The 24,562-nt window shown below is 68.0% G+C and carries 19 protein-coding genes; 15 read left to right on the forward strand and 4 right to left on the reverse strand.

Annotated features, from left to right (window positions below; all coding sequences use genetic code 11):
* Positions 1 to 12 precede the first annotated feature (12 nt).
* The 3 genes from moaB to yegS all read left to right on the forward strand — a co-directional run bounded on the left by moaB (position 13) and on the right by yegS (position 2,781).
* A complete protein-coding gene (moaB, locus tag AVCA_RS06410; RefSeq protein WP_041807033.1) occupies positions 13 to 552 on the forward strand; it encodes a molybdenum cofactor biosynthesis protein B in 540 nt (179 codons plus the stop codon).
* A gap of 4 nt (positions 553 to 556) precedes the next feature.
* Positions 557 to 1,762 carry a molybdopterin molybdotransferase MoeA gene (locus AVCA_RS06415; protein ID WP_012700048.1) on the forward strand — a complete coding sequence of 402 codons (1,206 nt, stop codon included), beginning with the start codon at positions 557 to 559 and terminating at the stop codon, positions 1,760 to 1,762.
* Positions 1,763 to 1,836: 74 nt separating this feature from the next.
* Positions 1,837 to 2,781, forward strand: a complete 945-nt coding sequence (gene yegS, locus AVCA_RS06420; RefSeq protein WP_012700049.1) for a lipid kinase YegS — start codon at positions 1,837 to 1,839, stop codon at positions 2,779 to 2,781.
* Here the strand turns inward: yegS and AVCA_RS06425 are convergent.
* The gene (locus AVCA_RS06425) at positions 2,775 to 4,706 is read right to left on the reverse strand and encodes a transglycosylase SLT domain-containing protein (RefSeq protein WP_012700050.1); all 1,932 of its coding nucleotides are present in this window, start codon (positions 4,704 to 4,706) and stop codon (positions 2,775 to 2,777) included. The genes yegS and AVCA_RS06425 overlap by 7 nt on opposite strands.
* A 184-nt stretch (positions 4,707 to 4,890) precedes the next feature.
* Between AVCA_RS06425 and AVCA_RS06430 the strand changes: the two genes are divergently transcribed.
* Entirely contained in the window at positions 4,891 to 6,810 is a 1,920-nt protein-coding gene (locus tag AVCA_RS06430) for an ATP-binding cassette domain-containing protein (RefSeq protein WP_012700051.1), read from the forward strand.
* 486 nt (positions 6,811 to 7,296) lie between these two features.
* Here the strand turns inward: AVCA_RS06430 and AVCA_RS06435 are convergent, their stop codons facing one another.
* A complete protein-coding gene (locus AVCA_RS06435; protein WP_012700052.1) occupies positions 7,297 to 7,737 on the reverse strand; it encodes a universal stress protein in 441 nt (146 codons plus the stop codon).
* Between the two features lie 522 nt (positions 7,738 to 8,259).
* Between AVCA_RS06435 and mhpT the strand changes: the two genes are divergently transcribed.
* The 11 genes from mhpT (at position 8,260) to AVCA_RS06490 (ending at position 22,089) form a co-directional block, all read left to right on the forward strand.
* Positions 8,260 to 9,477 (forward strand): 3-(3-hydroxy-phenyl)propionate transporter MhpT, encoded by a 1,218-nt coding sequence (mhpT, locus tag AVCA_RS06440; RefSeq protein WP_041807036.1) that lies wholly within the window; start codon positions 8,260 to 8,262, stop codon positions 9,475 to 9,477.
* Between the two features lie 119 nt (positions 9,478 to 9,596).
* Complete coding sequence (locus AVCA_RS06445; RefSeq protein ID WP_012700056.1) at positions 9,597 to 10,868, forward strand: OprD family porin; 1,272 nt, start codon at positions 9,597 to 9,599, stop codon at positions 10,866 to 10,868.
* Between the two features lie 76 nt (positions 10,869 to 10,944).
* Positions 10,945 to 11,379: an acyl-CoA thioesterase gene (locus tag AVCA_RS06450; RefSeq protein ID WP_012700057.1), complete on the forward strand. Its 435-nt coding sequence runs from the start codon at positions 10,945 to 10,947 to the stop codon at positions 11,377 to 11,379.
* A gap of 74 nt (positions 11,380 to 11,453) precedes the next feature.
* Positions 11,454 to 12,284: a p-hydroxycinnamoyl CoA hydratase/lyase gene (locus tag AVCA_RS06455; protein WP_012700058.1), complete on the forward strand. Its 831-nt coding sequence runs from the start codon at positions 11,454 to 11,456 to the stop codon at positions 12,282 to 12,284.
* 79 nt (positions 12,285 to 12,363) lie between these two features.
* Positions 12,364 to 13,812: an aldehyde dehydrogenase gene (locus AVCA_RS06460; RefSeq protein ID WP_012700059.1), complete on the forward strand. Its 1,449-nt coding sequence runs from the start codon at positions 12,364 to 12,366 to the stop codon at positions 13,810 to 13,812.
* Positions 13,813 to 13,948: 136 nt separating this feature from the next.
* Positions 13,949 to 15,829, forward strand: a complete 1,881-nt coding sequence (locus AVCA_RS06465; RefSeq protein WP_012700060.1) for a feruloyl-CoA synthase — start codon at positions 13,949 to 13,951, stop codon at positions 15,827 to 15,829.
* The gene (locus AVCA_RS06470) at positions 15,826 to 17,076 is read left to right on the forward strand and encodes a thiolase family protein (RefSeq protein ID WP_012700061.1); all 1,251 of its coding nucleotides are present in this window, start codon (positions 15,826 to 15,828) and stop codon (positions 17,074 to 17,076) included. Before AVCA_RS06465 ends, AVCA_RS06470 begins: the two co-directional genes overlap by 4 nt.
* 15 nt (positions 17,077 to 17,091) lie before the next feature.
* Positions 17,092 to 18,849 carry an acyl-CoA dehydrogenase family protein gene (locus AVCA_RS06475; RefSeq protein WP_012700062.1) on the forward strand — a complete coding sequence of 586 codons (1,758 nt, stop codon included), beginning with the start codon at positions 17,092 to 17,094 and terminating at the stop codon, positions 18,847 to 18,849.
* A 17-nt stretch (positions 18,850 to 18,866) separates the two neighbouring features.
* Positions 18,867 to 19,616, forward strand: a complete 750-nt coding sequence (locus AVCA_RS06480; protein ID WP_041807037.1) for an electron transfer flavoprotein subunit beta/FixA family protein — start codon at positions 18,867 to 18,869, stop codon at positions 19,614 to 19,616.
* Between the two features lies 1 nt (position 19,617).
* The gene (locus AVCA_RS06485; RefSeq protein ID WP_012700064.1) at positions 19,618 to 20,550 is read left to right on the forward strand and encodes an electron transfer flavoprotein subunit alpha/FixB family protein; all 933 of its coding nucleotides are present in this window, start codon (positions 19,618 to 19,620) and stop codon (positions 20,548 to 20,550) included.
* 360 nt (positions 20,551 to 20,910) lie between these two features.
* Entirely contained in the window at positions 20,911 to 22,089 is a 1,179-nt protein-coding gene (locus AVCA_RS06490) for an IS110 family RNA-guided transposase (RefSeq protein ID WP_012700065.1), read from the forward strand.
* 324 nt (positions 22,090 to 22,413) lie between these two features.
* Here the strand turns inward: AVCA_RS06490 and AVCA_RS06495 are convergent, their stop codons facing one another.
* Positions 22,414 to 23,094: a response regulator gene (locus AVCA_RS06495; RefSeq protein WP_012700066.1), complete on the reverse strand. Its 681-nt coding sequence runs from the start codon at positions 23,092 to 23,094 to the stop codon at positions 22,414 to 22,416.
* Positions 23,091 to 24,488, reverse strand: coding sequence for an ATP-binding protein (locus tag AVCA_RS06500; protein WP_012700067.1), 1,398 nt, complete (start codon positions 24,486 to 24,488; stop codon positions 23,091 to 23,093). The genes AVCA_RS06495 and AVCA_RS06500 overlap by 4 nt, the downstream gene beginning before the upstream one ends.
* Between the last annotated feature and the right edge of the window lie 74 nt (positions 24,489 to 24,562).

A 24,562-nucleotide genomic window follows, 5' to 3' on the forward strand; every position in this document is an offset into this window, starting at 1 on the left:
CTGGAAGGCAGCATGAGTCATAAGGTTGAAGCGGCCTTCGTGCCGTTGAACATTGCAGTCCTGACCGTCAGCGATACCCGTACTCTGGGTACCGATACCTCAGGCCAGTTGCTTGTCGAGCGCCTGAGTGCGGCAGGGCACAAATTGGCGGCGCGTCTGCTGCTCAAGGATGACTTGTACCACATTCGCGCCGTGGTGGCCGCCTGGATCGCCGACAAGGATGTGCAGGTCGTGCTGATTACCGGCGGAACCGGCTTTACGGGCCGTGACAGCACCCCCGAAGCCGTAACCTGCCTTTTGGACAAGCAGGTCGACGGCTTTGGCGAGTTGTTCCGCCATATCTCCATGGCTGAGATCGGTACCTCTACCGTTCAGTCCCGTGCCCTGGCCGGTCTGGCCAATGGTACCCTGGTCTGCTGCCTGCCGGGCTCGACCGGCGCTTGCGCCACGGCTTGGGATGGCATCCTGGCCGAGCAATTGGACGCCCGTCATCGTCCCTGCAGCTTCGTGCCCCACCTGAAGCCGGTACCGTCCTGTGGAGCGCGCGGATAGACCGATGAAAAAGTCCGCGTTGATGGCTGTCGAGGCTGCCCTTGAATGCCTGTTGCAACTGGCCGAGAAAGAACCGATCGGCGATGTCGAACGGGTCGCACTGGATGATGCCGAGGGGCGGGTATTGGCCGAGCCTTTGATTGCTTCCCTGGATCTGCCGCCTTGGCCGAACAGCGCAATGGATGGTTATGCACTGCGTCTGGTCGACTGGACTGGCGAGCCACTGGCCGTCAGTCAGACGATCTTCGCCGGACAGGCCCCCGAGCCTCTGCAGTCCGGCACCTGCGCACGCATCTTTACCGGGGCGCCGGTTCCGGAAGGGGCGGATTGCGTCGAACTGCAGGAAAACACCGAACTGCTCGAGGATGGGCGGGTACGCTTCAGCCAGGCCTTGCGTCCGCGACAGAACATCCGTGAGCAGGGCCAGGAAACCCGTTGCGGTGAAACCGTGCTGGCCGCAGGCACTCGCCTGGGGCCGGCGCAACTGGGACTGGCCGCATCCCTGGGCATCGTCGAGCTGCCGGTGCGGCGGCGTCCACGGGTGGCGCTGTTATCCACCGGAGACGAACTGGTCAGGCCGGGACAACCGCTGGGCCCGGGGCAGATCTACAACAGCAATCGCACCCTGTTGCTGAGCTGGCTGAAGCGCCTGGGCTGCAGCGTGCTGGATGCCGGCATCCTGCCCGATGATCCGCAATTGACCCGTGCCCGTCTGGAAGAGCTGGGTGAGGCCGATCTGATCCTCTCGACCGGCGGCGTATCGGTCGGCGAAGCGGACTGCCTTGGTCAGATCCTGCGCGAGGAGGGCGAACTGGATTTGTGGAAGCTGGCGATCAAACCAGGCAAGCCGCTGACAGTCGGCCGCTATCGGGGCGTTCCCGTCATCGGTCTGCCCGGTAATCCGGCCTCCTCGCTGGTCACCTTCGCCCTGCTGGCCCGGCCGTATCTGTTGCGCCGTCTCGGCGTGCGGGCTGTAATGCCATTGGCTTTCCAGGTGCCGGCCGGTTTTGCCTGGAGCAAGCCCGGCAAGCGTCGCGAGTACCTGCGGGCACGTCTGGAAAATGGACGTGCTGTGCTTTATCCGAACCAGAGTCCTGGCGTATTGCTCAGTGCTGCCTGGGCCGACGGACTGGTCGAGGTAATCGAAGATACGACCTTGGCCGAAGGCGACTCGGTACGTTTCATTCCGCTGAGCGAAGTGCTGGGCTGAGACGTCGTACCGGAGCGTGTTCGACTGTTCCGTCGTCCATACTTGCTGAAAAGGAACGCTTTCCGAGGTGGGTAATGGCTGGGCACAAGGCATGGTTGGTGCTGCATGGTCGACAGGCCTCGAACGAGGAACTGCGTACCGCCATTCTCGCCCGCCGCGAGGCGGGCTGGGAAATCGCCGTGCGCCTGACCTGGGAGGCCGGAGATGCCCGGCGCCTGGTGGGGGAGGGGCTGGCGGCAGGCTATCCGACCGTCATCGCCGGCGGTGGCGACGGTACCCTGCGTGAAGTGGCGGAAGCCATGGTCCTGGCGGGCAGCGCTGCCAGTCTGGCGATCCTGCCGCTGGGCACGGCCAACGATTTCGCCCGGGCGGCAGGCATTCCCTTGACGCCGGCAGAGGCCCTGACCCTGCTGGAAGTCGCTCCCAGCCCGGTGGATCTCGGCGAAGTGGATGGTCGGCTGTTTCTCAACATGGCCACCGGCGGCTTCGGCTCGAAAGTCACTGCCAGCACGCCCGAGGAGTTGAAGAAGGCTCTTGGTGGCGCGGCCTACCTGCTGGCCGGGCTGACGCGCCTTTCCGAATTGCATGCCTCCTTCGGACGTTTTCACGGACCGGGTTTTCACTGGGAGGGGGAGTTCCTGGCGCTGGGCATCGGCAACGGGCGTCAGGCCGGTGGAGGCAATCCGCTTTGTCCCGGGGCGCTGGTGGACGATGGCCTGCTCGACCTCTGCATAGTTCCTGCACCCGAGGATACCGAGAGTCCGCTCGGTACTCTGGGAGCCTTGATTTCCCAACGCATTCTCGGTGGGGCCGAAACTCTCTCCATCGGAGCGCGCCTGCCGTGGATCGAGGTCGAGGCCCCGGAGGGACTGGACCTGAACCTGGACGGCGAACCGGCAAACAGCCGGAGCTTGCGTTTCACCACCCGCGCGGCCGCCCTGCGGGTACACCTGCCGCCCGACTCGCCGCTGCTATGCAGCAATTGCGGACCGCGAGCGGCCGAACCCGAGTCCTACTGATCGTCGAAATAGCGTTCGTGCCACTCCACCAGGGGTTGCGGAGCCTTGAGCTTGTGCCCGTAGATCACCGAGTACGACAGCACGTTCTGCACGTACTGGCGGGTTTCGTCGAAGGGGATGCTTTCCACCCAGACATCGAAGGCCAGGTGATTGGCTCCACGCAGCCATTGGCGTACGCGCCCGGGGCCGGCGTTGTAGGCAGCGGAGGCGAGTACCCGGTTGCCACCGAACTGGGCATGTACCTGGCTCAGGTAGGCGGCGCCGAGCTGGATGTTGGTGTCCGGATCGAAGACCTGCCGTGGCGAGCTCAGCGGAATGCCGAACTTGCGCGCGGTTTCCTGGGCCGTCGCCGGCATCAGTTGCATCAAGCCGCCGGCGCCGACGCTGGAGCGGGCATCGCTCATGAAGGCGCTTTCCTGGCGGGTGATGGCGAACACCCAGCTCGAGTGCAGGCCGCGGCTTCTGGCGGCACTCGTCAGGCTGTTCTGGTGGGCCATCGGAAAGCGGATGTCCAGATCGTCCCAGTATTGCGCCTGGCTGATGGTGCGGATGGCCGGGAAATACCAGCCCATGTCGTACGCCAGCCTGGCCTGGGCGACCATTTCCTCGCGACTGAACAGGCGGCTGACGTGGTACCACTCGCGGCGCGCGTCGACGACCTGCCCGCGTGCGTAGAACTCCAGGGCCCGGCGGATACCGGCGGTATTGCGCACCTTCTGTACCACCCGCGGGTCCAGGGGCATCGGCTTGTGGTTCAACTGGTAAGGCACCTGGATGCGGTCGGCGGCGAGAAAACCGTAGAAATCCCGCTCGCGGGCGACCGGCTGGTAGAGTCCGCTCGCTTCCCGGCTCTGTGGCTGGGCCAGTTGCAGGCTGCGTGCCTGCCAGTAACGCCAGCGGTTGCTGTCGGCGAGCTCCGGAGGCATCTGGCGGGTCAGGCGGTAAGCCTCGTCCCAGCGCCCTAGGCGCAGCAGCAGGCGGGCGCGCCATTCGGCCACGGTCTTGTCGCGCAGTTCGGGATCGTATTCGGTCATCACCGCAAGAGCCCGGCTGTCGAAGCGCTTGGCCAGCGACAGGCCGATTTCCCGGGCGATCGCCACCTTCTCGTCGTTGGAAAAGCGCATGCGCCGGGCATAGTCGTCGAGCAGGGCCAGGGCCTTGTCCGGCTCCTGGCGAGCCAGCCGGCGCAGGCCGAGACCGACCACATCGGCCATTCGCTCGCTGGCCGGAGCGAAGCGCGAACTCTGGCTCAGCAGCATTTGCGGCTTCTGCGCCACCTCGACCATCAGCAGGCCTTCGCGCTCGAGAGCGGGAGCGCTTTTCGCCAGATGCGTGGCCAAGCCGTAGTTGCGTGCATCGGCGGCCAGGCGCAGGCGCTGCCAGCGCCTCTGATCGGTCAACTGGCCCTCGGCGGCCCAGAGCCCGAACAGGGTGTCGCAGGTTTCCGGCTGCGACTTGCCGACCAGCCAGAGCTTCTCGGCGAGGGCTTGCCCTTCGGCCTTGCGCCCGTGGGCGAGCTGGTAGCGGCCGTACAGGCAGTCGAGTTCGGTGAAGTTCAGCGCCGGATCGTAATAGTCGACGAAGGTCTGCCAATCGCCGCGTTCGGCCAGCCAGCGCAACCAGCGCAGTTTCATCCAGCCGATCTGTGGCAGGTCGCCATGCTCGGTGAGGAATTTTTCGATTTCCCCGTTGCTGGCGGTTTTCAGCCGGGCGGTCAGTTCGTCGTAAGCCAGGTGAGGCTCCAGCGGATAGTCGCGCAGGACCTGGCGATTGCGCAGGTAGGGGTCGGCATCGCCCTTGGCCAGCGCCCGCTTGGCCTGGTCGTAGAGGAGGCGCTGTTCGCTGAGCGAGGCCGCCTCGGCGAGCGGGGCCGCCAGGGGGAACAGGGACAGGCAGAAGAACAGGCTGAGCAATCGGCTGCGCATGACGCTTCTCGCGGAAGGAGTGGCGACGGAGTTTCGCGGTAATGGAACTCATGTCTAGTTTAGCTGTAGCGCCGCCTTCATTGACAGCGCACCGAACAGCCAGGAATGCGCGAGTGGTCGGCCGGAACGTGACCGGTGCCCGAGCCTGATAGAATGCGCGCCGATTCTCCTCGAGGCCCCGCTCATGACCCTGCTCAAGTTCACCGACGTTTCCCTCGCCTATGGCGCCATGCCGTTGCTCGACCGGGTGTCCTGGCAGATCGCCCGTGGCGAGCGGGTGTGCATCATCGGCCGCAACGGCACCGGCAAGTCCAGCATGCTGCGTCTGCTCAAGGGTGATCAGCAGGCCGACGACGGGGAGATCTGGCGCGCGCCGGGGTTGAAGCTCGGCGAGCTGCCGCAGGAGCTGCCGCGTGCCGACGAGCGCACCGTGTTCGATGTGGTCGCCGAAGGCCTGGCCGGGGTCGGCGATCTGTTGGCCCGATACCATCATCTGAGTCAGAACATCCACAGCGATGCCGATCTGGAGCAACTCACCCGTGTCCAGCAGGAGTTGGAGGCGAAGGATGGCTGGCGCCTGCAGCAACTGGTCGACAGCACCCTGAGCCGTCTGCAACTACCGGCCGACAAGACCCTCGCCGAGCTGTCCGGCGGCTGGCGGCGGCGCGTGCTGCTGGCCCAGGCGCTGGTCTCCGAGCCCGACCTGCTGCTGCTTGATGAGCCGACCAACCACCTCGACATCGGCGCCATCGCCTGGCTGGAAGAGGCGCTCGCGGGCTTCAACGGCGCCGTGCTGTTCATCACCCACGACCGGGCCTTCCTGCAGAACCTGGCGACGCGGATCCTCGAGCTGGATCGCGGCCGACTGATCGACTGGAACGGTGACTACGCCAGTTTCCTGGTGCACAAGGAGCAGCAACTGGCCGCCGAGGAGACCGCCAACGCGCTGTTCGACAAGCGCCTGGCCCAGGAGGAAGTGTGGATACGCCAGGGCATCAAGGCTCGTCGCACCCGCAACGAGGGGCGCGTACGGGCGCTCAAGGCGATGCGCGTCGAGCGTACCGAGCGCCGCGAGCGCCAGGGCCGGGCCAGCTTCCAGGTGGAGGCGGCGGAAAAGTCCGGCAAGCAGGTGATCGCCGTCGAGCATGTCGGCTTCGCGCACCCGGGCGGCGCGCCGCTGATCCGCGATTTCTCCCTGGTTCTGCAGCGCGGCGATCGCATCGGCCTGCTCGGTGCCAACGGCAGCGGCAAGACCACCCTGCTCAAGCTGCTGCTGGGAGAGCTTGCGCCGACCAGCGGGACTATCGAGATCGGCACCAAGCTGGAGGCAGCCTATTTCGATCAGTTGCGCCATCAACTCGAACCGGAAAAGACGGTGATCGACAACCTCGCCGAAGGCCGCGAGTTCATCACCATCAACGGTCAGAACCGCCACGTGCTGAGCTATCTCGGCGATTTCCTGTTCAGTCCACAGCGCGCCCGCACTCCGGTCAAGGCGCTGTCCGGCGGCGAGCGCGCGCGCCTGCTGCTGGCCAAGTTGTTCAGCAAGCCGGCCAACCTGCTGGTGCTCGACGAACCGACCAACGACCTAGATGTGGAAACCCTGGAGCTGCTGGAGGAGGTGTTGCTGGATTTCCCCGGTACCGTGCTGATGGTCAGCCACGACCGGGCTTTCCTCGACAACGTGGTGACCAGCACCCTGGTGTTCGAAGGCGACGGCCGGGTCCGCGAGTATGTTGGCGGCTACCAGGACTGGCTGCGCCAGGGCGGCTCGCCGCGTCTTCTCGGTGTCGGCGAGCGCCCGGGGCAGGGCGAGGCGCCGAGGAAGCAGGCAACGGCTCCGGCTGCCGAGGCGGAAACTGCCGGCCCGTCGAGCGCTTCCAGGAAAAAGCTGAGCTATAAGTTGCAGCGCGAACTGGAGGCGATTCCCGGTCAGATCGACGCCCTGGAGGCGGAACTGGCCGAACTGCAGGAGCGGATCGCCGATCCGGCCTTCTACCAGCAGCCGGCGGCCCAGACCGCTCCGCTTCTGGCTCGTCTGGAAAGCCTGCAGCAGGAGCTCGACCGTCTGCTGGAGCGTTGGGCGGAGTTGGAAGAGGCCTGACCGGCTCGTCGCAGAGGGCGCCCGGCAAGGCCTGCCGGGTGCTGGGGCTTTCTCCTGGGCAGCCGGAGGAAAGACCCGGAACTACAGCCACTGTCCGGCAGCGCTGGCACTGCAGGGCGTGATCGAGGATTGCCGAGGCCTGCCGGCATTCCGGAAGGCGCGGGGCCGGGAGCCCACGCCGGAGCGGGAATACCGCGAGCAGGCCAGCCTGGAGGAGGGCGTGCGTTGGGTGAGCCTGACGCCATGCCGACCGGGAGTCGAAGGAGCCGGGCGCGTCTGCTCCAGCAATTGCAACTGCTCAACCGGGACTTCTGGCAGCGCACCCACGGCACCGGCGGCGGCGTCCGAAGCTCGAGGCTTTCCTGCCTTCCTTCTCCATGGCTTCCGGCACGAGCCATGCATTGGAGGCCCGGCTCGCCAGGGGCCGTCCGCTGACGATGAGCGCCGGCGAGGGACTGAACCAGTCTCCTCGCCGGCCGGGTGCCATCATTCGGTTTTTTTCAGACGCACCGCCAGCACGTCGCAGGGCGCGCCGTGCAGCAGATCGTTGGCCGTGGAGCCGAGCAGCAGGGCGAGGCCGTGGCGGCCGTGGCTGCCAACCACGATCAGGTCGCATTTCTTCTCCAGCGCGAGCTGGTGGATTTCCTGGCGCGGCTGTCCGAAAAGGATGTGCCGCCGCTCGGGCTGCAGTTCGGGGTACTGGCCGGCGAAGGCGGCGACCCGCTCGCGCGCCTGGTCGAGCTGCTGCTGCTGCAGGGTCGACAAGTCCATCGGCACGTCCCCGCCGAAGGCCATGGCCATCGGCTCGACGACATGCACCAGCGACAGTTGGGCCTGGAAGTGCTTGGCCAGATCGATTGCCCGGCAGATGACCGGATGGCATTCGTCGGTGAGATCGACGGCGGTCATGATGTGTTGGTAAGGCATGGTCGTGTCCTGTGCGGTGAGTCTCTGTCAAGTATGACGTGCCAGGACGAACAGGGAAGCCTTCGTCGGCACTGACTCGCGATTCCTTGAGCCATGGCAAGGCTAGGCGGGACCCGTAGCGGCATTTTTATTGTTATGTTTTTTAACTATTAGCCTGGCGGTCTCTATAATTTCGTGATCGTTGACGTCATAAAGGCCCTTTGTTGAAATGCCATCGCCTTATTGTTAATTCGATTAACTAATTGGGCTTCCGGATAACAATCGATAACAAAGGAAACAATCATGACGAAGCTGGCCCCGCACGCCAGGCGCCTGCCGTGCGCCAACGCCCTTTCCCTCCGTAGCCCTGGCCCGATCCCGCTCCGGGCGATGCCTCCCTTGGCGCCGACGCCCAGTCCCTGATCGGGCGGGCTGCCTCGCGCCATAACGGCGGTCGACCCTGCGACTCTCGATTTTCCGGGACGGCATGTTTCCGGAACTGGGCGATCGTCTGTCCGAATCCTGCAAAAGGTGGTTTTTCCGATGAAAACGCCAGGGAAAGAATCCCGTCGTACGCATACGACCATTGTCTTGTGTTTCGTCGTCGCGCTCCTCGAGGGCATGGATCTGCAATCCGCCGGCATCGCCGCGCCGGGCATGGCCGCACAGTTCGGCCTGACTTCCACCATGATGGGCGCGGTGTTCAGCGCCAGCATCCTCGGCCTGCTGCCCGGCGCCCTGGGCGGCGGCTGGCTGGCCGACCGCATCGGCCGCAAGGGCGTGCTGATCGGCGCCGTGGCGCTGTTCGGCCTGTTCTCCATCGCCACCGCCCTGGTCTGGGACTTCTACAGCCTGCTGGCGGCGCGCTTTCTGACCGGCGTAGGCCTGGGCGCGGCGCTGCCCAACCTGATCGCCCTGTCCTCGGAGGCGGCCGACGCGCGTTCCCGCGGCACCGCGGTGAGCCTGATGTACTGTGGCGTGCCGTTGGGCGGCGCGCTGGCGGCACTGGTCGGTATGGCCGGCCTGGCCAGCGGCTGGAAAGCGGTGTTCTACGTCGGCGGGGTGGCGCCGCTGCTGGTCGCGCCGTTGCTGGTGCTGTGCCTGCCGGAATCGGCGGCCTTCCACGAGCAGCGGAGCGTCAGGTCCGCAGCGCCGCGCGTATCCCTCCGGCAGGGACTGTTCCAGGAGGGGGCGGCCGTGCCGACCCTGCTGTTGTGGATCAGCTACTTCTTCACCCTGATGGTCGTCTACATGCTGCTCAACTGGCTGCCCTCGCTGCTGGTCGGCCAGGGCTTCTCGCGGTCCCAGGCCGGCACGGTGCAGATCCTCTTCAATATCGGCGGCGCCACCGGTTCGCTGCTGTTCGGGCTGCTGCTGGATCGCTGGCGGCCGCTGGCGCTGGTGGCGCTGACCTACACCGGCATCCTCGCCGCCCTGGCCGGGCTGAGCCTGTCGACGAGCTTCGCCAGCATGCTGCTGGCCAGTTTCTCCGCCGGCTTCTTCTCCATCGGCGGGCAACTGGTGCTCTACGCCCTGGCGCCGCTGTTCTATCCCACCGCGATGCGCGCCACCGGCGTCGGCGCCGCCGTGGCGGTCGGTCGCCTGGGCTCGATGAGCGGCCCGCTGGTGGCCGGGCAGATGCTGGCGATGGGCACCGGCGCCACCGGCCTGCTGCTGGCCTCTGCCCCCGGCGTCGTGGTGGCCGCGGCGGCGGTGTTCTACCTGCTCGGCCAGCGCCGCGCCGAGGGCCTGACCATCTGACCGGAATGGCGGGCCGCGAAGGACGCAGTCCGCCGTTTTCCAATGCCTCCGCCGGCCGGAGCGGCAAGGCCCGGTCGCGCGGCGGCGCCAGACAACAAGAACAATAAAGGTAACAGAACATGCTCGACACGAGACGGGGCGCGGCGGGCGCGGCCCTGCTGCTGCTCGCCCAGGGAACGGCACAGGGCGGCTTCATCGAGGACAGCCAGGGCAGCCTGACCCTGCGCAACTTCTACTTCGACCGCGACTACAAGGGCGAATCCAACGTCTCCGCGCGTCGCGAATGGGCGCAGGGTTTCATCCTCAACCTCAAGTCCGGCTTCACCGAGGGGCCGGTCGGCTTCGGCCTCGACCTGCAGGGCATGCTCGGCGTCCAGCTCGACTCCTCGCGCGACCGCGCTGGCACCGGCCTGCTGCCGGTCGAACGCGGCAGCGGCGAGGCCCAGGACTCCTACGCTGAACTCGGCCTCACCGGCAAGCTCCGCTACTCGCAGACCGAACTGCATGTCGGCACCGTGATGCCGCGCCTGCCGATCCTCATCAGCAGCCCGGCCCGCCTGCTCTGGCAGACCTTCAAGGGCGGCCACCTGCGCTCTACCGACATCCCCGGCCTGAGCCTGCAGGCCGGTTACCTGAACCGCATGAACCAGCGCGACTCCACCGATTACCAGAAGATCGCCATCGCCGGCCCCAACGGCCGCTTCGACGGCACGGCGGAGTCCGACGAGTTCCTCTTCCTCGGCGGCGACTACGCGCTGGGCAAGAACCTGACCCTGAGCTACTGGCACGCCCGGCTGGACGAGATCTACCAGCAGAACTACCTGGGCGCGATCCACCAGTTCAAGTGGGGGCCGGGGGAATTCAAGACCGACTTCCGCTGGTTCCTCAGCGACGAGGAGGGCGAGGGCAAGGCCGGCTCGGTGGACAACCAGTACGTGGGCCTGAACTTCGGCTACAAGCTGGGCGGGCACCGGCTGACGGTGGGCGGGGCGCTGTCCAGCGGCGACTCGGCGATGCCTTACATCGCCGGTTCGGAGCCGCACCTGATTTCCGAATACGCGATCAGCTCGGAATTCCTCAACGCCGACGAGCACTTCTGGCATGTGCGCTACGAATACGACTTCGCGGCGGCGGGGCTGCCGGGGCTGATCGGCGTGGCGCGCTTCATGAAGGGGACCAATGCCGAGCTGCCGGAACGCCTGGGCGGTGGCAACCGGGAAGAGACGGAGCGCTACCTGGAACTGTCCTACGTGGTGCAGTCGGGGCCGCTGAAGAACGTGGCGCTGCGCCTGCGCAATTCACGCTACCAGAACAGCTTCGCGCCGAACGCGACGATGCGCGACGACAACGAGACGCGGATCAACGTCGATTACACCTGGAAGCTCTGGTGACGGCGCCGGCAGGGTCGACCGCCGCGGCGGCCCTGCCGGCGCTGGAGCCAAGACTGGCCGCGGCCCGAGGAGCAGCATGCACAAGCTGTACGAAGTGCGGATCGCCTGGGGAGACTGCGATCCTGCCGGAATAGTTTTCTATCCTAATTATTTTGCCTGGTTCAATGCCGCCACCGATACCCTGTTCGCCCGGGCCGGCCTGTCCCTGGAGGAGGCCATGGCGCGCCACGGCATCCTCGGCTGGCCGATGGTCGATGCCCATGCGAGCTTCAGGATGTCCTCGCGCTTCGGCGAGATCCTGCGCATCGAGTCGCACCTGCATGCCTTCCGGCACAGCAGTTTCGAGGTTCACCACCGGGCTTGCAAGGCAGACGGGACGCTGGCCGTCGAGGCGCGCGATATCCGGGTCTGGGCCGCCGGCGAGGCGGGACGGCTGCGCGGACAGCGCGTACCGGACGAGGTGCGCGAACTGTTCGTACGCGGGCGGGACGAAGGCTCGAAACAGGCATAATAATTAATTGACATAACTAATTTTCAGGCGCTAGTTTAGGGCCCACACCAACAACAACTCGAAGGTGATCCGCCATGAACAAGTACGAAGGCCGCTGGAAGACCGTGATTGTGGAGATCGAGGGTGGTATCGCCTGGGTCACCCTGAACCGCCCGGACAAGCGCAATGCCATGAGCCCGACGCTCAACCGCGAGATGCGCGATGTGCTGGAAACCCTGGAGCAGGACCCCGCGGCCAGGGTGCTGGTGCTGACCGGCGCCGGCAGCGCCTGGACCGCCGGCATGGACCTCAAGGAATACTTCCGCGAGGTCGACGCCGGTCCCGAGATCCTCCAGGAGAAGATCCGCCGCGAAGCCTGCGAATGGCAGTGGAAACTTCTGCGCATGTACGCCAAGCCGACCGTCGCCATGGTCAACGGCTGGTGCTTCGGCGGCGGCTTCAGCCCGCTGGTGGCCTGCGACCTGGCGATCTGCGCCGACGAGGCGACCTTCGGCCTGTCGGAAATCAACTGGGGCATCCCGCCCGGCAACCTGGTCAGCAAGGCCATGGCCGACACCGTCGGCCACCGCCAGGCGCTCTACTACATCATGACCGGCAAGACCTTCGACGGCCGCCAGGCGGCAGAGATGGGCCTGGTCAACCAGAGCGTGCCGCTGGCGCAGCTGCGCGAGACGGTAGCGACCCTCTGCCAGGACCTGCTGGACAAGAACCCGGTGGTGCTGCGCGCGGCGAAGAACGGCTTCAAGCGCTGCCGCGAACTGACCTGGGAACAGAACGAGGACTACCTGTACGCCAAGCTCGACCAGTCGCGCCTGCTCGACGAAGAGGGCGGGCGCGAGGAGGGCATGCGCCAGTTCCTCGACGAGAAGAGCATCAAGCCGGGCCTGCAAGCCTACAAGCGCTGAACGCGGCGGGACGGGGAGGGGGCCCGCGCCCCGCCCGTCCGGGACCTGTGCAGAACAACGACAAGACAAGGATTCCCCCATGCTCGACGTGCCCTTGCTGATAGACGGGCTGGCCAGGCCGGCCGGCGACGGACGTACCTTCGTGCGGCGCAACCCTTTGAGCGGCGAGATCGTCTCGACCGCCGCCGCGGCTACTCCGGAAGACGCCGACGCCGCGGTCGCCGCCGCCCAACGCGCCTTTCCGGCCTGGGCCGCGCTGGCGCCGGGCGAGCGCCGCGCCCGCCTGCTGCGCACCGCCGAACTGCTGGAAAGCCGCGCGGCCGAGTTCGTCGCCCTGGCCGGCGAAACCGGCGCCATGGCCGATTGGTACGGCTTCAACGTGAAACTGGCCGGCGGCGTCCTGCGCGAAGCGGCGGCGATGACCACGCAGATCCTCGGCGAGGTCATTCCTTCCGACATCCCCGGCAGCTTCGCCATGGCACTGCGCCAGCCCTGTGGCGTGGTGCTCGGCATCGCGCCCTGGAACGCCCCGCTGATCCTCGCCGCGCGCGCCGTGGCCATGCCGCTGGCCTGCGGCAACAGCGTGGTGCTCAAGGCCTCGGAGAACAGTCCGGCGATCCACCGCCTGCTCGGCCAGGTGCTGCAGGATGCCGGGCTCGGCGACGGGGTGGTCAACGTGCTCAGCAACGCGCCGGAAGACGCCCCGAGCATCGTCGAGCGGCTGATCGCCAACCCGGCGGTGCGCCGGGTCAACTTCACCGGCTCGACCCACGTCGGGCGGATCGTCGGCGAACTGGCGGCGCGCCACCTGAAGCCGGCGGTGCTGGAACTGGGCGGCAAGGCGCCTTTCCTGGTGCTCGACGACGCCGACCTGGACGCCGCGGTGGAGGCGGCGGCCTTCGGCGCTTACTTCAACCAGGGACAGATCTGCATGTCCACCGAGCGGCTGATCGTCGACGACAAGGTGGCCGACGAGTTCGTCGCCCGGCTGGCGCGCAAGGTCGCCACGCTGCGGGTCGGCGATCCGGCCGACGCCGGTTCGGTGCTCGGCTCGCTGATCGATGCGAGCGCCACGCAGCGCATCCAGGCCCTGGTCGACGACGCCCTGGCCAAGGGCGCGCGGCTGCTCTGCGGCGGGCGCGGCGAGGGCAGCCTGATGCAGGCCACCCTGCTCGACGGCGTCGACGCCGGCATGCGCCTGTACCGCGAGGAATCCTTCGGCCCGCTGGCGGTGGTGCTGCGCGCCAACGGCGACGAGGAACTGCTGCGGCTGGCCAACGATTCCGAATTCGGCCTCTCCGCGGCGGTCTTCAGCCGCGACCTTTCCCGCGCCCTGGGGCTGGCGCAGCGCATCGAGTCGGGCATCTGCCACATCAACGGGCCGACCGTGCAGGACGAGCCGCAGATGCCCTTCGGCGGCGTCAAGTCCAGCGGCTACGGCAGCTTCGGCGCGCGCGCCTCGATCGAGCAGTTCACCCAGTTGCGCTGGGTCACCCTGCAGAACGGGCCGCGCCACTACCCGATCTGAGCGGCATCCCCGGCCGGCGCCGGGGCGAGCGATCTTCCGGAACAACAAGAACAACTGAGGGCCGGCCGTGGCCGGTCCGCATAGGCAGGCGCTTCCGCGCTCCGTGCGTGCGGCGGCGTCCTGCGGGAGGAGTGCAATGAACAGCAAGGCTTGCGAGTCCCTTTTTCCTTCATCTCAGCCGCGCCTGCGTCCGGTGGCCATCGGCTCGCCGGGCGTCGTCCACGAGACGGCGGACGGCTGCCTCTACCTGCGTCCCGTCGAGGCCCTGGCGCCTTTGCCGGCGCGCCTGCTCGACCGCCTGGAGCACTGGGCGCGACTGACCCCCGAGCAGATCCTGGTCGCCCGGCGCGGCGACGACGGGGAATGGCAACGCCTCAGCTACGCGCAGATGCTGGAAAGCGCCCGGACCATCGGTCAGCATCTGCTGGAGTACGGCCTGAGCGCCGAACGGCCGTTGCTGGTGCTTTCCGGCAACGCTCTGGATCACCTCAAGCTGGCGCTCGCCTGCCTCTACGTGGGCATTCCCTACTGCCCGGTGTCGCCGGCCTATTCCACTCTGTCCCAGGACCTGGCCAAGCTGCGCCACATCGTCGAACGCCTGCAGCCCGGCCTGGTGTTCGCCGCGGACGGCGCGACCTACGCCCGCGCCATCGAAGGCACCATCCCGGCCGACGTGCCGCTGCTGTTCAGCGAGGGCGTGCTGCCCGGCCGGCCCTGCCGCGCCTTCGCCGAGCTGGAACGGCCGGTGGATACCGCCGGGGCGGAGGCCGCCTTCGCGCGGGTCGGCCCGGAGAGCATCGCCAAGTTCCTCTTCACCTCGGGCTCGACCAAGCTGCCCAAGGCCGTGCCGACCACCCAGCGCATGCTCTGCGCCAACCAGCAGATGCTGCTGCAGACCTTCCCGGTGTTCGCCGAGGAACCGCCGGTGCTGGTCGACTGGCTGCCCTGGAACCACACCTTCGGCGGCAGCCACAACGTCGGCATCGCCCTCTACAACGGCGGCACCCTCTACATCGACGACGGCAAGCCGACGCCGCAGGGCTTCGCCGAGACCCTGCGCAACCTGCGCGAAATCTCGCCGACCGCCTACCTGACCGTGCCCAAGGGCTGGGAGGAGCTGGTCGGCGCGCTGGAAACCGACGACGAGCTGCGCGAACGCTTCTTCGCCCGCATGCGGCTGTTCTTCTTCGCCGCCGCCGGCCTCTCGCACTCGGTGCGCGAGCGGCTGGACCGGGTGGCCGAGGCGCACTGCGGCGAGCGCATCCGCACCGTGGCCGGGCTGGGCATGACCGAGACGGCGCCATCCTGCACCTTCAGCACCGGGGCGGTGGACCTGCCCGGCTACGTCGGCGTACCGGCGCCGGGCTGCGAAGTCAAGCTGGCGCCGGTGGGCGACAAGCTGGAAGCGCGCTTTCGCGGCCCGCACGTGATGGCCGGCTACTGGCGCGAGCCGGAACTCAGCGCCGAAGCCTTCGACGAGGAGGGCTACTACCGCTCCGGCGACGCCCTCAGGCTGGTCGACCCGGAACGGCCCGAGCTGGGCCTGCTGTTCGACGGGCGCATCGCCGAGGACTTCAAACTCTCTTCCGGGGTCTTCGTCAGCGTCGGCCCGCTGCGCGCGCGGGTCATCCTGGCCGGCGCGCCCTATATCCAGGACGTGGTGGTGACCGGGCCGAACCGGCCCGAGCTGGCCCTGCTGATCTTCCCGCGCCTGCCCGAATGCCGGGCGCTGGCCGGCCTGCCGGAGTCGGCGCCGGTCGCCGAGGTGCTGGCCTCGCCGGCGCTGCGTACCTGGCTGCGCGAACTGCTGGACGAACTCAACCGCGGCGCGACCGGCAACGCCAGCCGCCTGGCCTGGGCCTGCCTGCTCGCCGAGCCGCCATGCATCGATCGCGGCGAGGTGACCGACAAGGGCTCGATCAACCAGCGCGCCGTGCTGCAGCACCGCGCCGCGCTGATCGATGCGCTCTACGCCGGCGAGGACGCCGGGCGGGTGCTGCCGGGAGCCGGGGCATGAGGCGCGGCGCGGGACTCCATTCGGCTTTCGACGAGGTCTGCCTGGTCGACGCCCTGCGCACCCCCTGGGTCGATGTGGGCGGCGCGCTGGCGCAGGTCTCGCCCATCGACCTGGGCATCGCCGCGGCCCGCGGGCTGTTCGCGCGCAGCGGCATCGACGCGGCGGAGGTGGACTCGGTGATCGCCGGCTCGATGGCCCAGGCCAGCTTCGATGCCTATTTCCTGCCGCGTCACATCGGCCTGTACAGCGGCGTGCCGCTGGGCGTGCCGGCGCTGGCGGTGCAGCGCATCTGCGGCACCGGCTTCGAGATATTGCGCCAGGCCGGCGAACAGATCGCCCAGGGCGCCGCCGGCCTGGCGCTGTGCGTGGCCAGCGAGTCGATGTCGCGCAGCCCGATCGCCGCCTACACGCATCGCGGCGGTTTCCGCCTCGGCGCGCCGGTGGAGTTCAAGGACTTCCTCTGGGAGGCGCTGTTCGATTCGGCCGTCGGCATCGACATGCTGCAGACCGCGGAAAACCTCGCCCAGTGCTACGGCATCGGGCGCGAGGCGGTCGACCGCTTCGCCGCCCTGAGCTTCGCGCGTGCCTTGGCGGCGGCGCAGGAGGGCTGGTTCGCCGGCGAGATCCTGCCGCTGCAGCGCGCGCGCTTCGTCCTCGACGGTTGCCGCGAGCGCGGCCTCGAACTGCCGCGCGGGGTCGAGACGCTGACGCGCGACAGCCACGTGCGCGCCTCGTCCTTCGAGACCCTGCAGGCGCTGCGCCCGGTGCACGCCGGCGGCGTGCAGACCGCCGGCAACAGTTGCGCGGTGGTGGACGGCGCCGCCGCCGCGCTGGTCGGCGCCTGCCGCGACTTCCCCGGCGCCCGTCCGCTGGCCTGGCTGCGTGCGGCCACGGCCTGCGGCGTGCCGCCCGAACTGATGGGCATCGGCCCGGTGGCGGCGATCCGCCTGCTGCTCGAACGCAGCGGACTGGGCCTGGCGGACATCGGCCGCTTCGAGATCAACGAGGCGCAGGGCGCGCAGATCCTCGCCGTGCAGCGCGAACTGGAGATCGACACGGAACGCCTGAACGTCCACGGCGGAGCCATCGCCCTCGGCCATCCGCTGGCCGCCACCGGCCTGCGCCTGACCCTGACCCTGGCGCGCCAGTTGCGCGCCGCCAACCTGCGCTATGGCGTGGCCGCGGCCTGCATCGGCGGCGGCCAGGGCATGGCCGTGCTGATCGAGAATCCCGATTACCGGCGCTGAATGGAGGATTCGCCCATGTGGCATTACCAAGCCCCGCTGCGCGACATGCGCTTCGTTATCGAGGAATGGCTGGCGGCGCCGGCCGACTGGCAAGGCATGCCGGCCTTCGAGAGCCTGGACGGCGAACTGGCCGCGCAGGTGATCGAGGAGGCGGCGCGCTTCGCCAGCGGCGTGCTGGCGCCCCTGAACGCGCCCGGCGACCGCCAGGGCTGTCGCTTCGAGAACGGCCGGGTGACCACCCCGGACGGTTTTCCCGCCGCCTACCGGGCCTTCGTCGAAGGCGGCTGGGCGGCGCTGGCCTGCGCCCCGGAGGACGGCGGCCAGGGCCTGCCGCAACTGCTCAACGCCGCGCTGCTGGAGATGATCTACTCGACCAACCACGCCTGGGCCATGTACCCCGGCATCGCCCACGGCGCCTACGAATGCCTGCGCGCCCACGGCACGCCCGAGCTGCGCGAACGCTACCTGGCGGACATCGTCAGCGGCGAGATACTGCCGACCATGTGCCTGACCGAGCCGCAGGCCGGCAGCGACGTCGGCCTGCTGCGCAGCCGCGCCGAGCCGGCGGCGGACGGCGGCTACCGGCTGAGCGGCAGCAAGCTGTTCGCCTCCGGCGGCGAGCACGACCTGACCGGGAACATCCTCCACCTGGTGCTCGCCCGGCTGCCCGACGCGCCGCCCGGCAGCCGCGGCATCTCGCTGTTCCTGGTGCCCAAGCTGCTGCCCGACGGCCGCCGCAACGCGGTGCGCTGCGACGGCATCGAGCACAAGCTGGGCATCCGCGGCAGCGCCACCTGCACCCTGAGCTTCGAGCACGCCGAAGGCTGGCTGCTCGGCGAACCGCACAAGGGGCTGGCGGCGATGTTCGTGATGATGAACTCGGCGCGCCTGCACGTCGGCCTGCAGGGCCTCGGGCACGCCGAAGCGGCCTGGCAGAACGCCGCGCAATACGCCGCCGAGCGCCGCCAGATGCGCGCCGTGCGCCGTCCGCCGGGACGCGCCGAGGCGCCGGCCGACCCCATCCACTACCACCCGGCGATGCGCCGCGTGCTGCTCGAACTGCGCACTCTCACCGAGGGCATGCGCGCTCTCGGCTACTGGACCGCGCACCTGCTCGACGAAGCCGAGCAGGGCGCCGACCCGGCGCGGCGCGCCAGAGCCCAGGGCCGGGCGATGCTGCTCACCCCGCTGGTCAAGGCGTTCTTCACCGAACAGGGCTTCCGCCTGGCCAGCGCGGCGCTGCAGGTGTTCGGCGGCTACGGCTACGTGCAGGAATACGCCATCGAGCAGACCCTGCGCGACAGCCGCATCGCCATGATCTACGAGGGCAGCAACGAGATTCAGGCCAACGACCTGCTGCTGCGCAAGGTGCTCGGCGACGGCGGCGCGGTGCTGCGCGACCTGCTGGAAGAGTTCCGCGCCGAAGCCGAGGTCGCGGCGATCTGCCCGGACTGCGCCGCCTTCGCCGCTACCCTGGCGCACTACTGCGATTGCTTGACGACCGCCGCCGAGGGGCTGGCCGCCGCCACGACGCAGGACCCGGAGCGCCCTTACCGGGCGGCGGGCGACTTCCTGCGCCTGCTCGGCCTGGTCGCCCTGGCCTTCGCCTGGCTGCGCAGCGCGCGCCTGGCCGCCGGACGCGGCGGCGATCCCTTCTATGCCGGCAAGCTGGAGTCGGCGGCTTTCTTCTTCGCCTACCTGCTGCCGGAGGCGGACCACCGCCTGGCGCTGATCGAGGCCAGCCGCCAGCCGTTGCCGTTCCTTCCCGAATGACCGAACGAGAAACCCCGATGAAGATCCTGATCAGCCTCAAACGCGTGGTCGACTACAACGTCAAGGTGCGGGTGAAGCCCGACCAGAGCGGTGTCGACCTGGCCAACGTCAAGATGTCGATGAACCCCTTCTGCGAGATCGCCGTGGAGGAAGCCGTGCGCCTGAAGGAGCGCGGCATCGCCAGCGAGATCGTCGCCGTGTCCGTCGGCCCGGCCGCCGCCCAGGAACAGTTGCGCACCGCCCTGGCCCTCGGCGCCGACCGCGCCATCCTGGTCGAGACCGACGAGGAGCTGGGCTCGTTGGCGGTGGCCAAGCTGCTCAAGGCGGTGGTCGACAAGGAGCAGCCGCAACTGGTCATCACCGGCAAGCAGGCGATCGACAGCGACAACAACCAGACCGGGCAGATGCTCGCCGCGCTGACCGGCTACGCCCAGGGCACCTTCGCCTCCAAGGTCGAGCAGGCCGGCGACAAGCTCAAGGTCACCCGCGAGATCGACGGCGGGCTACAGACCCTGGAACTGAGCCTGCCGGCCATCGTCACCACCGATCTGCGCCTGAACGAGCCGCGCTACGCCTCGCTGCCGAACATCATGAAGGCCAAGAAGAAACCGCTGGAGACGGTGAAGCCGGCGGACCTGGGCGTGTCCGTGGCCTCGACTCTCAAGGTGCTCAAGGTCGAGGCGCCGGCCGAACGCCAGGCCGGTATCAAGGTCGGCTCGGTGGCCGAACTGGTCGAGAAACTGAAGAGCGAAGCGAAGGTGATCTGAGATGGCGACCCTGGTAATAGCCGAACACGACAACGCCGCCCTGGCCGCCGCGACCCTCAACACCGTCGCCGCGGCTCAGGCCATCGGCGGCGACATCCACGTACTGGTCGCCGGACAACAGTGCGCCGCCGTCGCCGAAGCCGCGGCGAAGATCGCCGGGGTGAGCAAGGTGCTGGTCGCCGACGACGCGGCCTACGGCCACCTGCTGGCGGAGAACGTCGCGCCGCTGATCGCCGGCCTGGCGCAAGGCTACAGCCACGTGCTGGCGCCGGCCTCGACCAACGGCAAGAACTACCTGCCGCGAGTGGCGGCGCTGCTGGATGTCGAACAGATCTCCGAAATCGTCGCGGTGGAAAGCCCTGACACCTTCAAGCGGCCGATCTACGCCGGCAACGCCATCGCCACGGTGCAGTCGAGCGCGCCGATCAAGGTGATCAGCGTGCGTGCCACGGCCTTCGATCCAGTGGCGGGCGAGGGTGGCAGCGCGGCCATCGAGGGCGTGAGCGGCACGGGCGATGCCGGCACGTCGAGTTTCGTCGGCGAGGAAATCGCCAGGTCGGACCGGCCGGAACTGACCTCGGCGCGGGTGGTGATTTCCGGCGGACGGGGGATGCAGAGCGGCGACAACTTCAAGCTGCTCTACGCCCTGGCCGACAAGCTGGGCGCGGCGGTGGGCGCCTCGCGGGCGGCGGTGGACGCGGGATTCGCGGCCAACGACATGCAGGTGGGGCAGACCGGGAAGATAGTGGCGCCGGACCTGTACGTGGCGGTGGGCATCAGCGGGGCGATCCAGCACCTGGCGGGGATGAAGGATTCGAAGGTGATCGTGGCGATCAACAAGGACCCGGAGGCGCCGATCTTCCAGGTCGCCGACTACGGGTTGGAGGCGGATCTGCTGGAGGCGCTGCCCGAGCTGGAGCGGGGGATGGGGTAGTTGTGGTTTCGTAGAGGGTGGCATGGCTGGTCATCGAGGGTTTCGATGCTCCCTGTTTCGGCCCCCCCGGCCGAGTCACTTTCTCTTTGCTCGCGCGAAAGAGAAAGTGACCAAACGTTCATGACACGCTGCGTCACCCCGGATGATGAAAGACACTATGGGAGACGGCGGGATTGGAGCTCGCGTTTCTCACTGGCGACTTGATCCCGAGACCAAACGTGAGCTGTCAGACCGACGCGAACCCCGGATTGCCGCCTCGAGCGCGCACGTTAAGAAGGCCGTCATCGGCTTGCCGTTGACTGGTTTTCGGTCTGTTCTCCCGCCGTCGCCCATGTCCCCGTGTAGCCAGGAGGAGACGCCATGGACCTGCAACCGTTGTTCAAGCGTGTTATCGGTCTGGATGTGCACCAAGCGCAAATAACCGCCTGCGCCATTGTCGAGCAGCCCTCTGGCGAGGTGCTCATCGAACGCTGCCAGTTCCGCAGCATGCAGCGCGATCTGCGGGCGATGGCTGCCTGGTGCGCGCAACGCCAGCCCGATGAGGTGGTGATGGAGAGCACCAGCATCTACTGGAAGAGCCCCTATGCTGCGCTGGAAGCGATGGGGATCATCGCCAAGGTGGTCAATGCCCGGCACGTCAAACAGGTGCCCGGGCGCAAGACCGATATGGGCGACGCCGAGTGGCTGGCCACGCTGGCACGTGCAGGTTTACTGCGCGGCTCCTTCGTGCCGCCGCCCAAGCTGCGGGGCTTGCGTCTGGTCGCACGGCATCACCGCCTCCACAAGATCCTCAACGATGCGGGTATCCGCTTGAGCGTGGTCGTCGGCGACATCAACGGTCAGTCGTCACGCGCCATGATCGCGGCCCTGCTCGAGGGTCAGTCGCCCCACGAAGTCAGCCGCCGGCTCAAGGCGGATCGCAAGGACCTGCTGGAAGCCCTGCAGGGCGAACTCAGCCCCCAGCACAGGTTCATCCTCAAAGCGTTGTTGGTCCATATCGACGCACTGCAAGAACAGATTGCCCAGCACGACGCTTACCTGCTCGACAGTCTGGCCGGCGAGGAGCAGGACATGCTGGCGCTGCTGCAGAGCATGCCCGGCATCGACCGCGTGGGAGCGGCCCTGTTGCTGGTGGAGATCGGCTGTGACATGCAGGTCTTTGGCCGCGCGGAACGCCTGGCATCCCGGGCCGGCCTGTGCCCCGGCAACCACGAGAGCGCGGGTAAACGCCGCAATGGCCGAATGCGTAAAGGCAATCGCTATGTGCGCCGCCTGTTCTGCGAATTTGCCAACAGCGCCAGCCGCACCCGCTGCGCCTTGCAGGCGAAATACCAAGCCCTGGTGGTACGCCGCGGCCGCCAGCGCTCGATCATCGCCCTGGCGCACAAGATGTTGCGCATCGTGTACTGCATGCTCAGTCGCAGCACACCTTATCAGGACACGCACATCGACTACCGAGCCCTGGTCGTGCAGCGGAATGCCCCACGCTGGATCAAGGCGCTGGCGCAATTTGGCTATCTACCTGCTGCAGCCCATTGAGGCCTGAGCGCTGAGCACGTCACCGGCATGCCCTTTCGCGGGGTAGGATGGCTTGTGTCTGGAGAGGGAGGTCTTTCACGTTAAGAGAAAGCGCGCCCGATCATCCAGCCCCGGCTACGCCGGGGTTCCCTCGTTCCGGCGCCCGGCCTTCTGAACGGGATCGGGGTGCGTAGGGTGGATGGCCGAAGCCACCCACCGTGGCGTGGCGCTGGGCTGCGATTGGTGGAAAACGCTGCGCGGTTTTCCACCCTACGGGTGGCTGGTGCTTCCCGCGGAGCGGGCTTGCCCGCGATGCTTTCGGTTCCGCTCCGAGGCTGCCGGGGTTCAACCCCCGGTTCCCCGCCATTCCAGGCAATACCCCACACCATAGATGGAGCGGATCGGGTCTTCTCCCGGCGCCGCCTGTTGCAGCTTGCGGCGCAGGTTCTTGACGTGGCTGTCGACGGTGCGGTCGGTGACGATGCGGTGGTCCTCGTACAGGTGGTTCATCAGTTGCTCGCGCGTCAGCGCCTGTCCGGGCCGGGCCAGCAGGGCGTCGAGCAGGCGGAATTCCACCGGGGTCAGGTCCAGCGGGATGCCGTTGCAGTAGGCCCGGTAGCTGGCCGGGTCGGTGAGCAGCCCCGGCAGCGGCGGCGGCTTGCCGCTGCGGCGCAGCACGGCCTTGACCCGCGCCACCAGTTCGCGCGGGCTGAAGGGTTTGCACAGGTAGTCGTCGGCGCCCGTTTCCAGGCCGAGCAGGCGGTCGATCTCCTCGACCCGCGCGGTGACCATGATCACCGGCACCCGGCTGAAGCCGCGCAGTTCGCGGCAGATGTCCAGGCCGTCGCGGCCGGGCAGCATCAGGTCGAGGATCACCAGGTCGTGGGGCTGGCGGCGCAGCAGCGGGATGACGCGCAGTCCGTCGGCGAGGGTTTCGGCCTGGAAATCGGCGGCGCGCAGGTAGTCGCCGATCAGCGCCGCCAGCTTGGGTTCGTCCTCCACCACCAGAATGCGGCCCTGGCTCATGGCCGTTGCTCCGCGCGGATCGGCAGGTGCACGGTCAGCCACAGGCCGCCGAGCGTCGAGGCTCTGGCCGAGAGGCTGCCGCCGTGGGCCTCGGCGATGCCGCGGCAGATCGCCAATCCCAGGCCGGCGCCGCCGCTGGCGCGGTTGCGCGAGCCCTCGACCCGGTAGAAGCGCTCGAACAGCCGCGCCCGCTGGGCTTCCGGCACGCCGGGCGCGGAGTCCTCGCAGTGGATCAGGATCGCGTCGCCTTGCCGCTGCCCGCCCAGCCGGGCCCGGCCGCCGGGCTCGGTGTAGCGCAGGCTGTTTTCCAGGAGATTGTGGAACAACTGGTTCAGGCGCATCTCGTCTCCCACCACCGACAACGGATCGTCCGGCAGTTGCAGTTCCAGGGCCAGCCGCCGTTCGGTGAAGCGGGTTCGGTAGCTGTCGGCCAGGCTTTCCAGCAGCAGGCGCAGGTCCAGCGGCTCGTGGCGATAGGTGGGGCCGCCGACGTCGGCCAGGGACAGTTCGAAGAGGTCGTCCACCAGCTTGCTCAGCGCGGCGACTTCGGCCTGTAGCGAGCGCAGCGCCGCCGGGTCGGTCGGCCGGATGCCGTCCTCCATGGCTTCCAGCTCGCCGCGCATCACCGCCAGCGGGGTGCGCAGCTCGTGGGAAATGTCGGCCATGAACGCGCGACGCAGGCGTTCGTTGGCGGCCAGGGTGCGGGCCATGCGGTTGAAGTCGCCGGCCAACTGGCCGGCCTCGTCGTTGGAGGCCACCGGTAGTTCGATCGAATAGTCGCCGGCGGCCAGTTGCCGGGTGGCGCGGGCCACCCGGCGGATCGGGCGCAGCAGCGAACGGGCGATCCACCAGCCGATCACCGCCGAGACCAGCAGGCAGATCAGCGCGATGAGGATGCTCGAGCGTATCTGCCCGGCCTGGAAACGCTGGTCGCCGGCGGCGCTGACTGTCTCGAAGGGGGTCATGGCCAGCCAGCCGACCGTCTCGCCGTCCACCCGGATGGCGCGCAGCACCGGCTGGCTGGCGTACTGGCTGTAGCCGGCCACGTAGCCTTGCCCGGCATCCAGCAGGCTCAGGCGCAGGAAGGCGCCGGTCAGATCGGAGATCGGCGGCGGCGGCAGGTCGCTGCCGGCGCCCTTGGGGCGGTCGTCGGGACGGGTGAGGAGGAACCATTCGTCCGGGTTGCCGTCGAGGAAGCGCCAGTCGCCGTGCTCGGTGTAGGCGCGCTGGAAGTTCGGCAGGATGCGCTCCAGGCGCTCGATGGCCTGCTCGTTGAGGTAGCCGAGAAAGCCGCGGGCGAAGCTCAGGTAGGCGGCCAGCGCCATGCCCAGCACGGCGAAGGTGCAGAGCGCCTGGACGGCGAGGAATACCTTGGTGGAGAGGCTGATTTTCATCGGAGAACTCCGGCTGGCGGGGGCATTTAGCGCCACGCGCCGGGAGCCGTTCAAGCCCGCCGGGGCAATCTCCA

This window comes from Azotobacter vinelandii CA (assembly GCF_000380335.1).
In the GTDB taxonomy this organism is placed as follows: domain Bacteria; phylum Pseudomonadota; class Gammaproteobacteria; order Pseudomonadales; family Pseudomonadaceae; genus Azotobacter; species Azotobacter vinelandii.

Excerpts from the sequence above, each read along its gene's own strand:
- AVCA_RS06455 (WP_012700058.1), top strand. The coding sequence starts at position 11,454 with ATGAACAAGTACGAAGGCCGCTGGAAGACCGTGATTGTGGAGATCGAG.
- AVCA_RS06460 (WP_012700059.1), top strand. The coding sequence starts at position 12,364 with ATGCTCGACGTGCCCTTGCTGATAGACGGGCTGGCCAGGCCGGCCGGC.
- AVCA_RS06425 (WP_012700050.1), bottom strand. The coding sequence starts at position 4,706 with ATGCGCAGCCGATTGCTCAGCCTGTTCTTCTGCCTGTCCCTGTTCCCC.
- AVCA_RS06495 (WP_012700066.1), bottom strand. The coding sequence starts at position 23,094 with ATGAGCCAGGGCCGCATTCTGGTGGTGGAGGACGAACCCAAGCTGGCG.
- AVCA_RS06480 (WP_041807037.1), top strand. The coding sequence starts at position 18,867 with ATGAAGATCCTGATCAGCCTCAAACGCGTGGTCGACTACAACGTCAAG.
- AVCA_RS06500 (WP_012700067.1), bottom strand. The coding sequence starts at position 24,488 with ATGAAAATCAGCCTCTCCACCAAGGTATTCCTCGCCGTCCAGGCGCTC.
- AVCA_RS06450 (WP_012700057.1), top strand. The coding sequence starts at position 10,945 with ATGCACAAGCTGTACGAAGTGCGGATCGCCTGGGGAGACTGCGATCCT.
- AVCA_RS06465 (WP_012700060.1), top strand. The coding sequence starts at position 13,949 with ATGAACAGCAAGGCTTGCGAGTCCCTTTTTCCTTCATCTCAGCCGCGC.
- AVCA_RS06470 (WP_012700061.1), top strand. The coding sequence starts at position 15,826 with ATGAGGCGCGGCGCGGGACTCCATTCGGCTTTCGACGAGGTCTGCCTG.
- mhpT (WP_041807036.1), top strand. The coding sequence starts at position 8,260 with ATGAAAACGCCAGGGAAAGAATCCCGTCGTACGCATACGACCATTGTC.
- moaB (WP_041807033.1), top strand. The coding sequence starts at position 13 with ATGAGTCATAAGGTTGAAGCGGCCTTCGTGCCGTTGAACATTGCAGTC.
- AVCA_RS06430 (WP_012700051.1), top strand. The coding sequence starts at position 4,891 with ATGACCCTGCTCAAGTTCACCGACGTTTCCCTCGCCTATGGCGCCATG.
- AVCA_RS06490 (WP_012700065.1), top strand. The coding sequence starts at position 20,911 with ATGGACCTGCAACCGTTGTTCAAGCGTGTTATCGGTCTGGATGTGCAC.
- AVCA_RS06445 (WP_012700056.1), top strand. The coding sequence starts at position 9,597 with ATGCTCGACACGAGACGGGGCGCGGCGGGCGCGGCCCTGCTGCTGCTC.
- AVCA_RS06485 (WP_012700064.1), top strand. The coding sequence starts at position 19,618 with ATGGCGACCCTGGTAATAGCCGAACACGACAACGCCGCCCTGGCCGCC.
- AVCA_RS06435 (WP_012700052.1), bottom strand. The coding sequence starts at position 7,737 with ATGCCTTACCAACACATCATGACCGCCGTCGATCTCACCGACGAATGC.
- AVCA_RS06475 (WP_012700062.1), top strand. The coding sequence starts at position 17,092 with ATGTGGCATTACCAAGCCCCGCTGCGCGACATGCGCTTCGTTATCGAG.
- AVCA_RS06415 (WP_012700048.1), top strand. The coding sequence starts at position 557 with ATGAAAAAGTCCGCGTTGATGGCTGTCGAGGCTGCCCTTGAATGCCTG.
- yegS (WP_012700049.1), top strand. The coding sequence starts at position 1,837 with ATGGCTGGGCACAAGGCATGGTTGGTGCTGCATGGTCGACAGGCCTCG.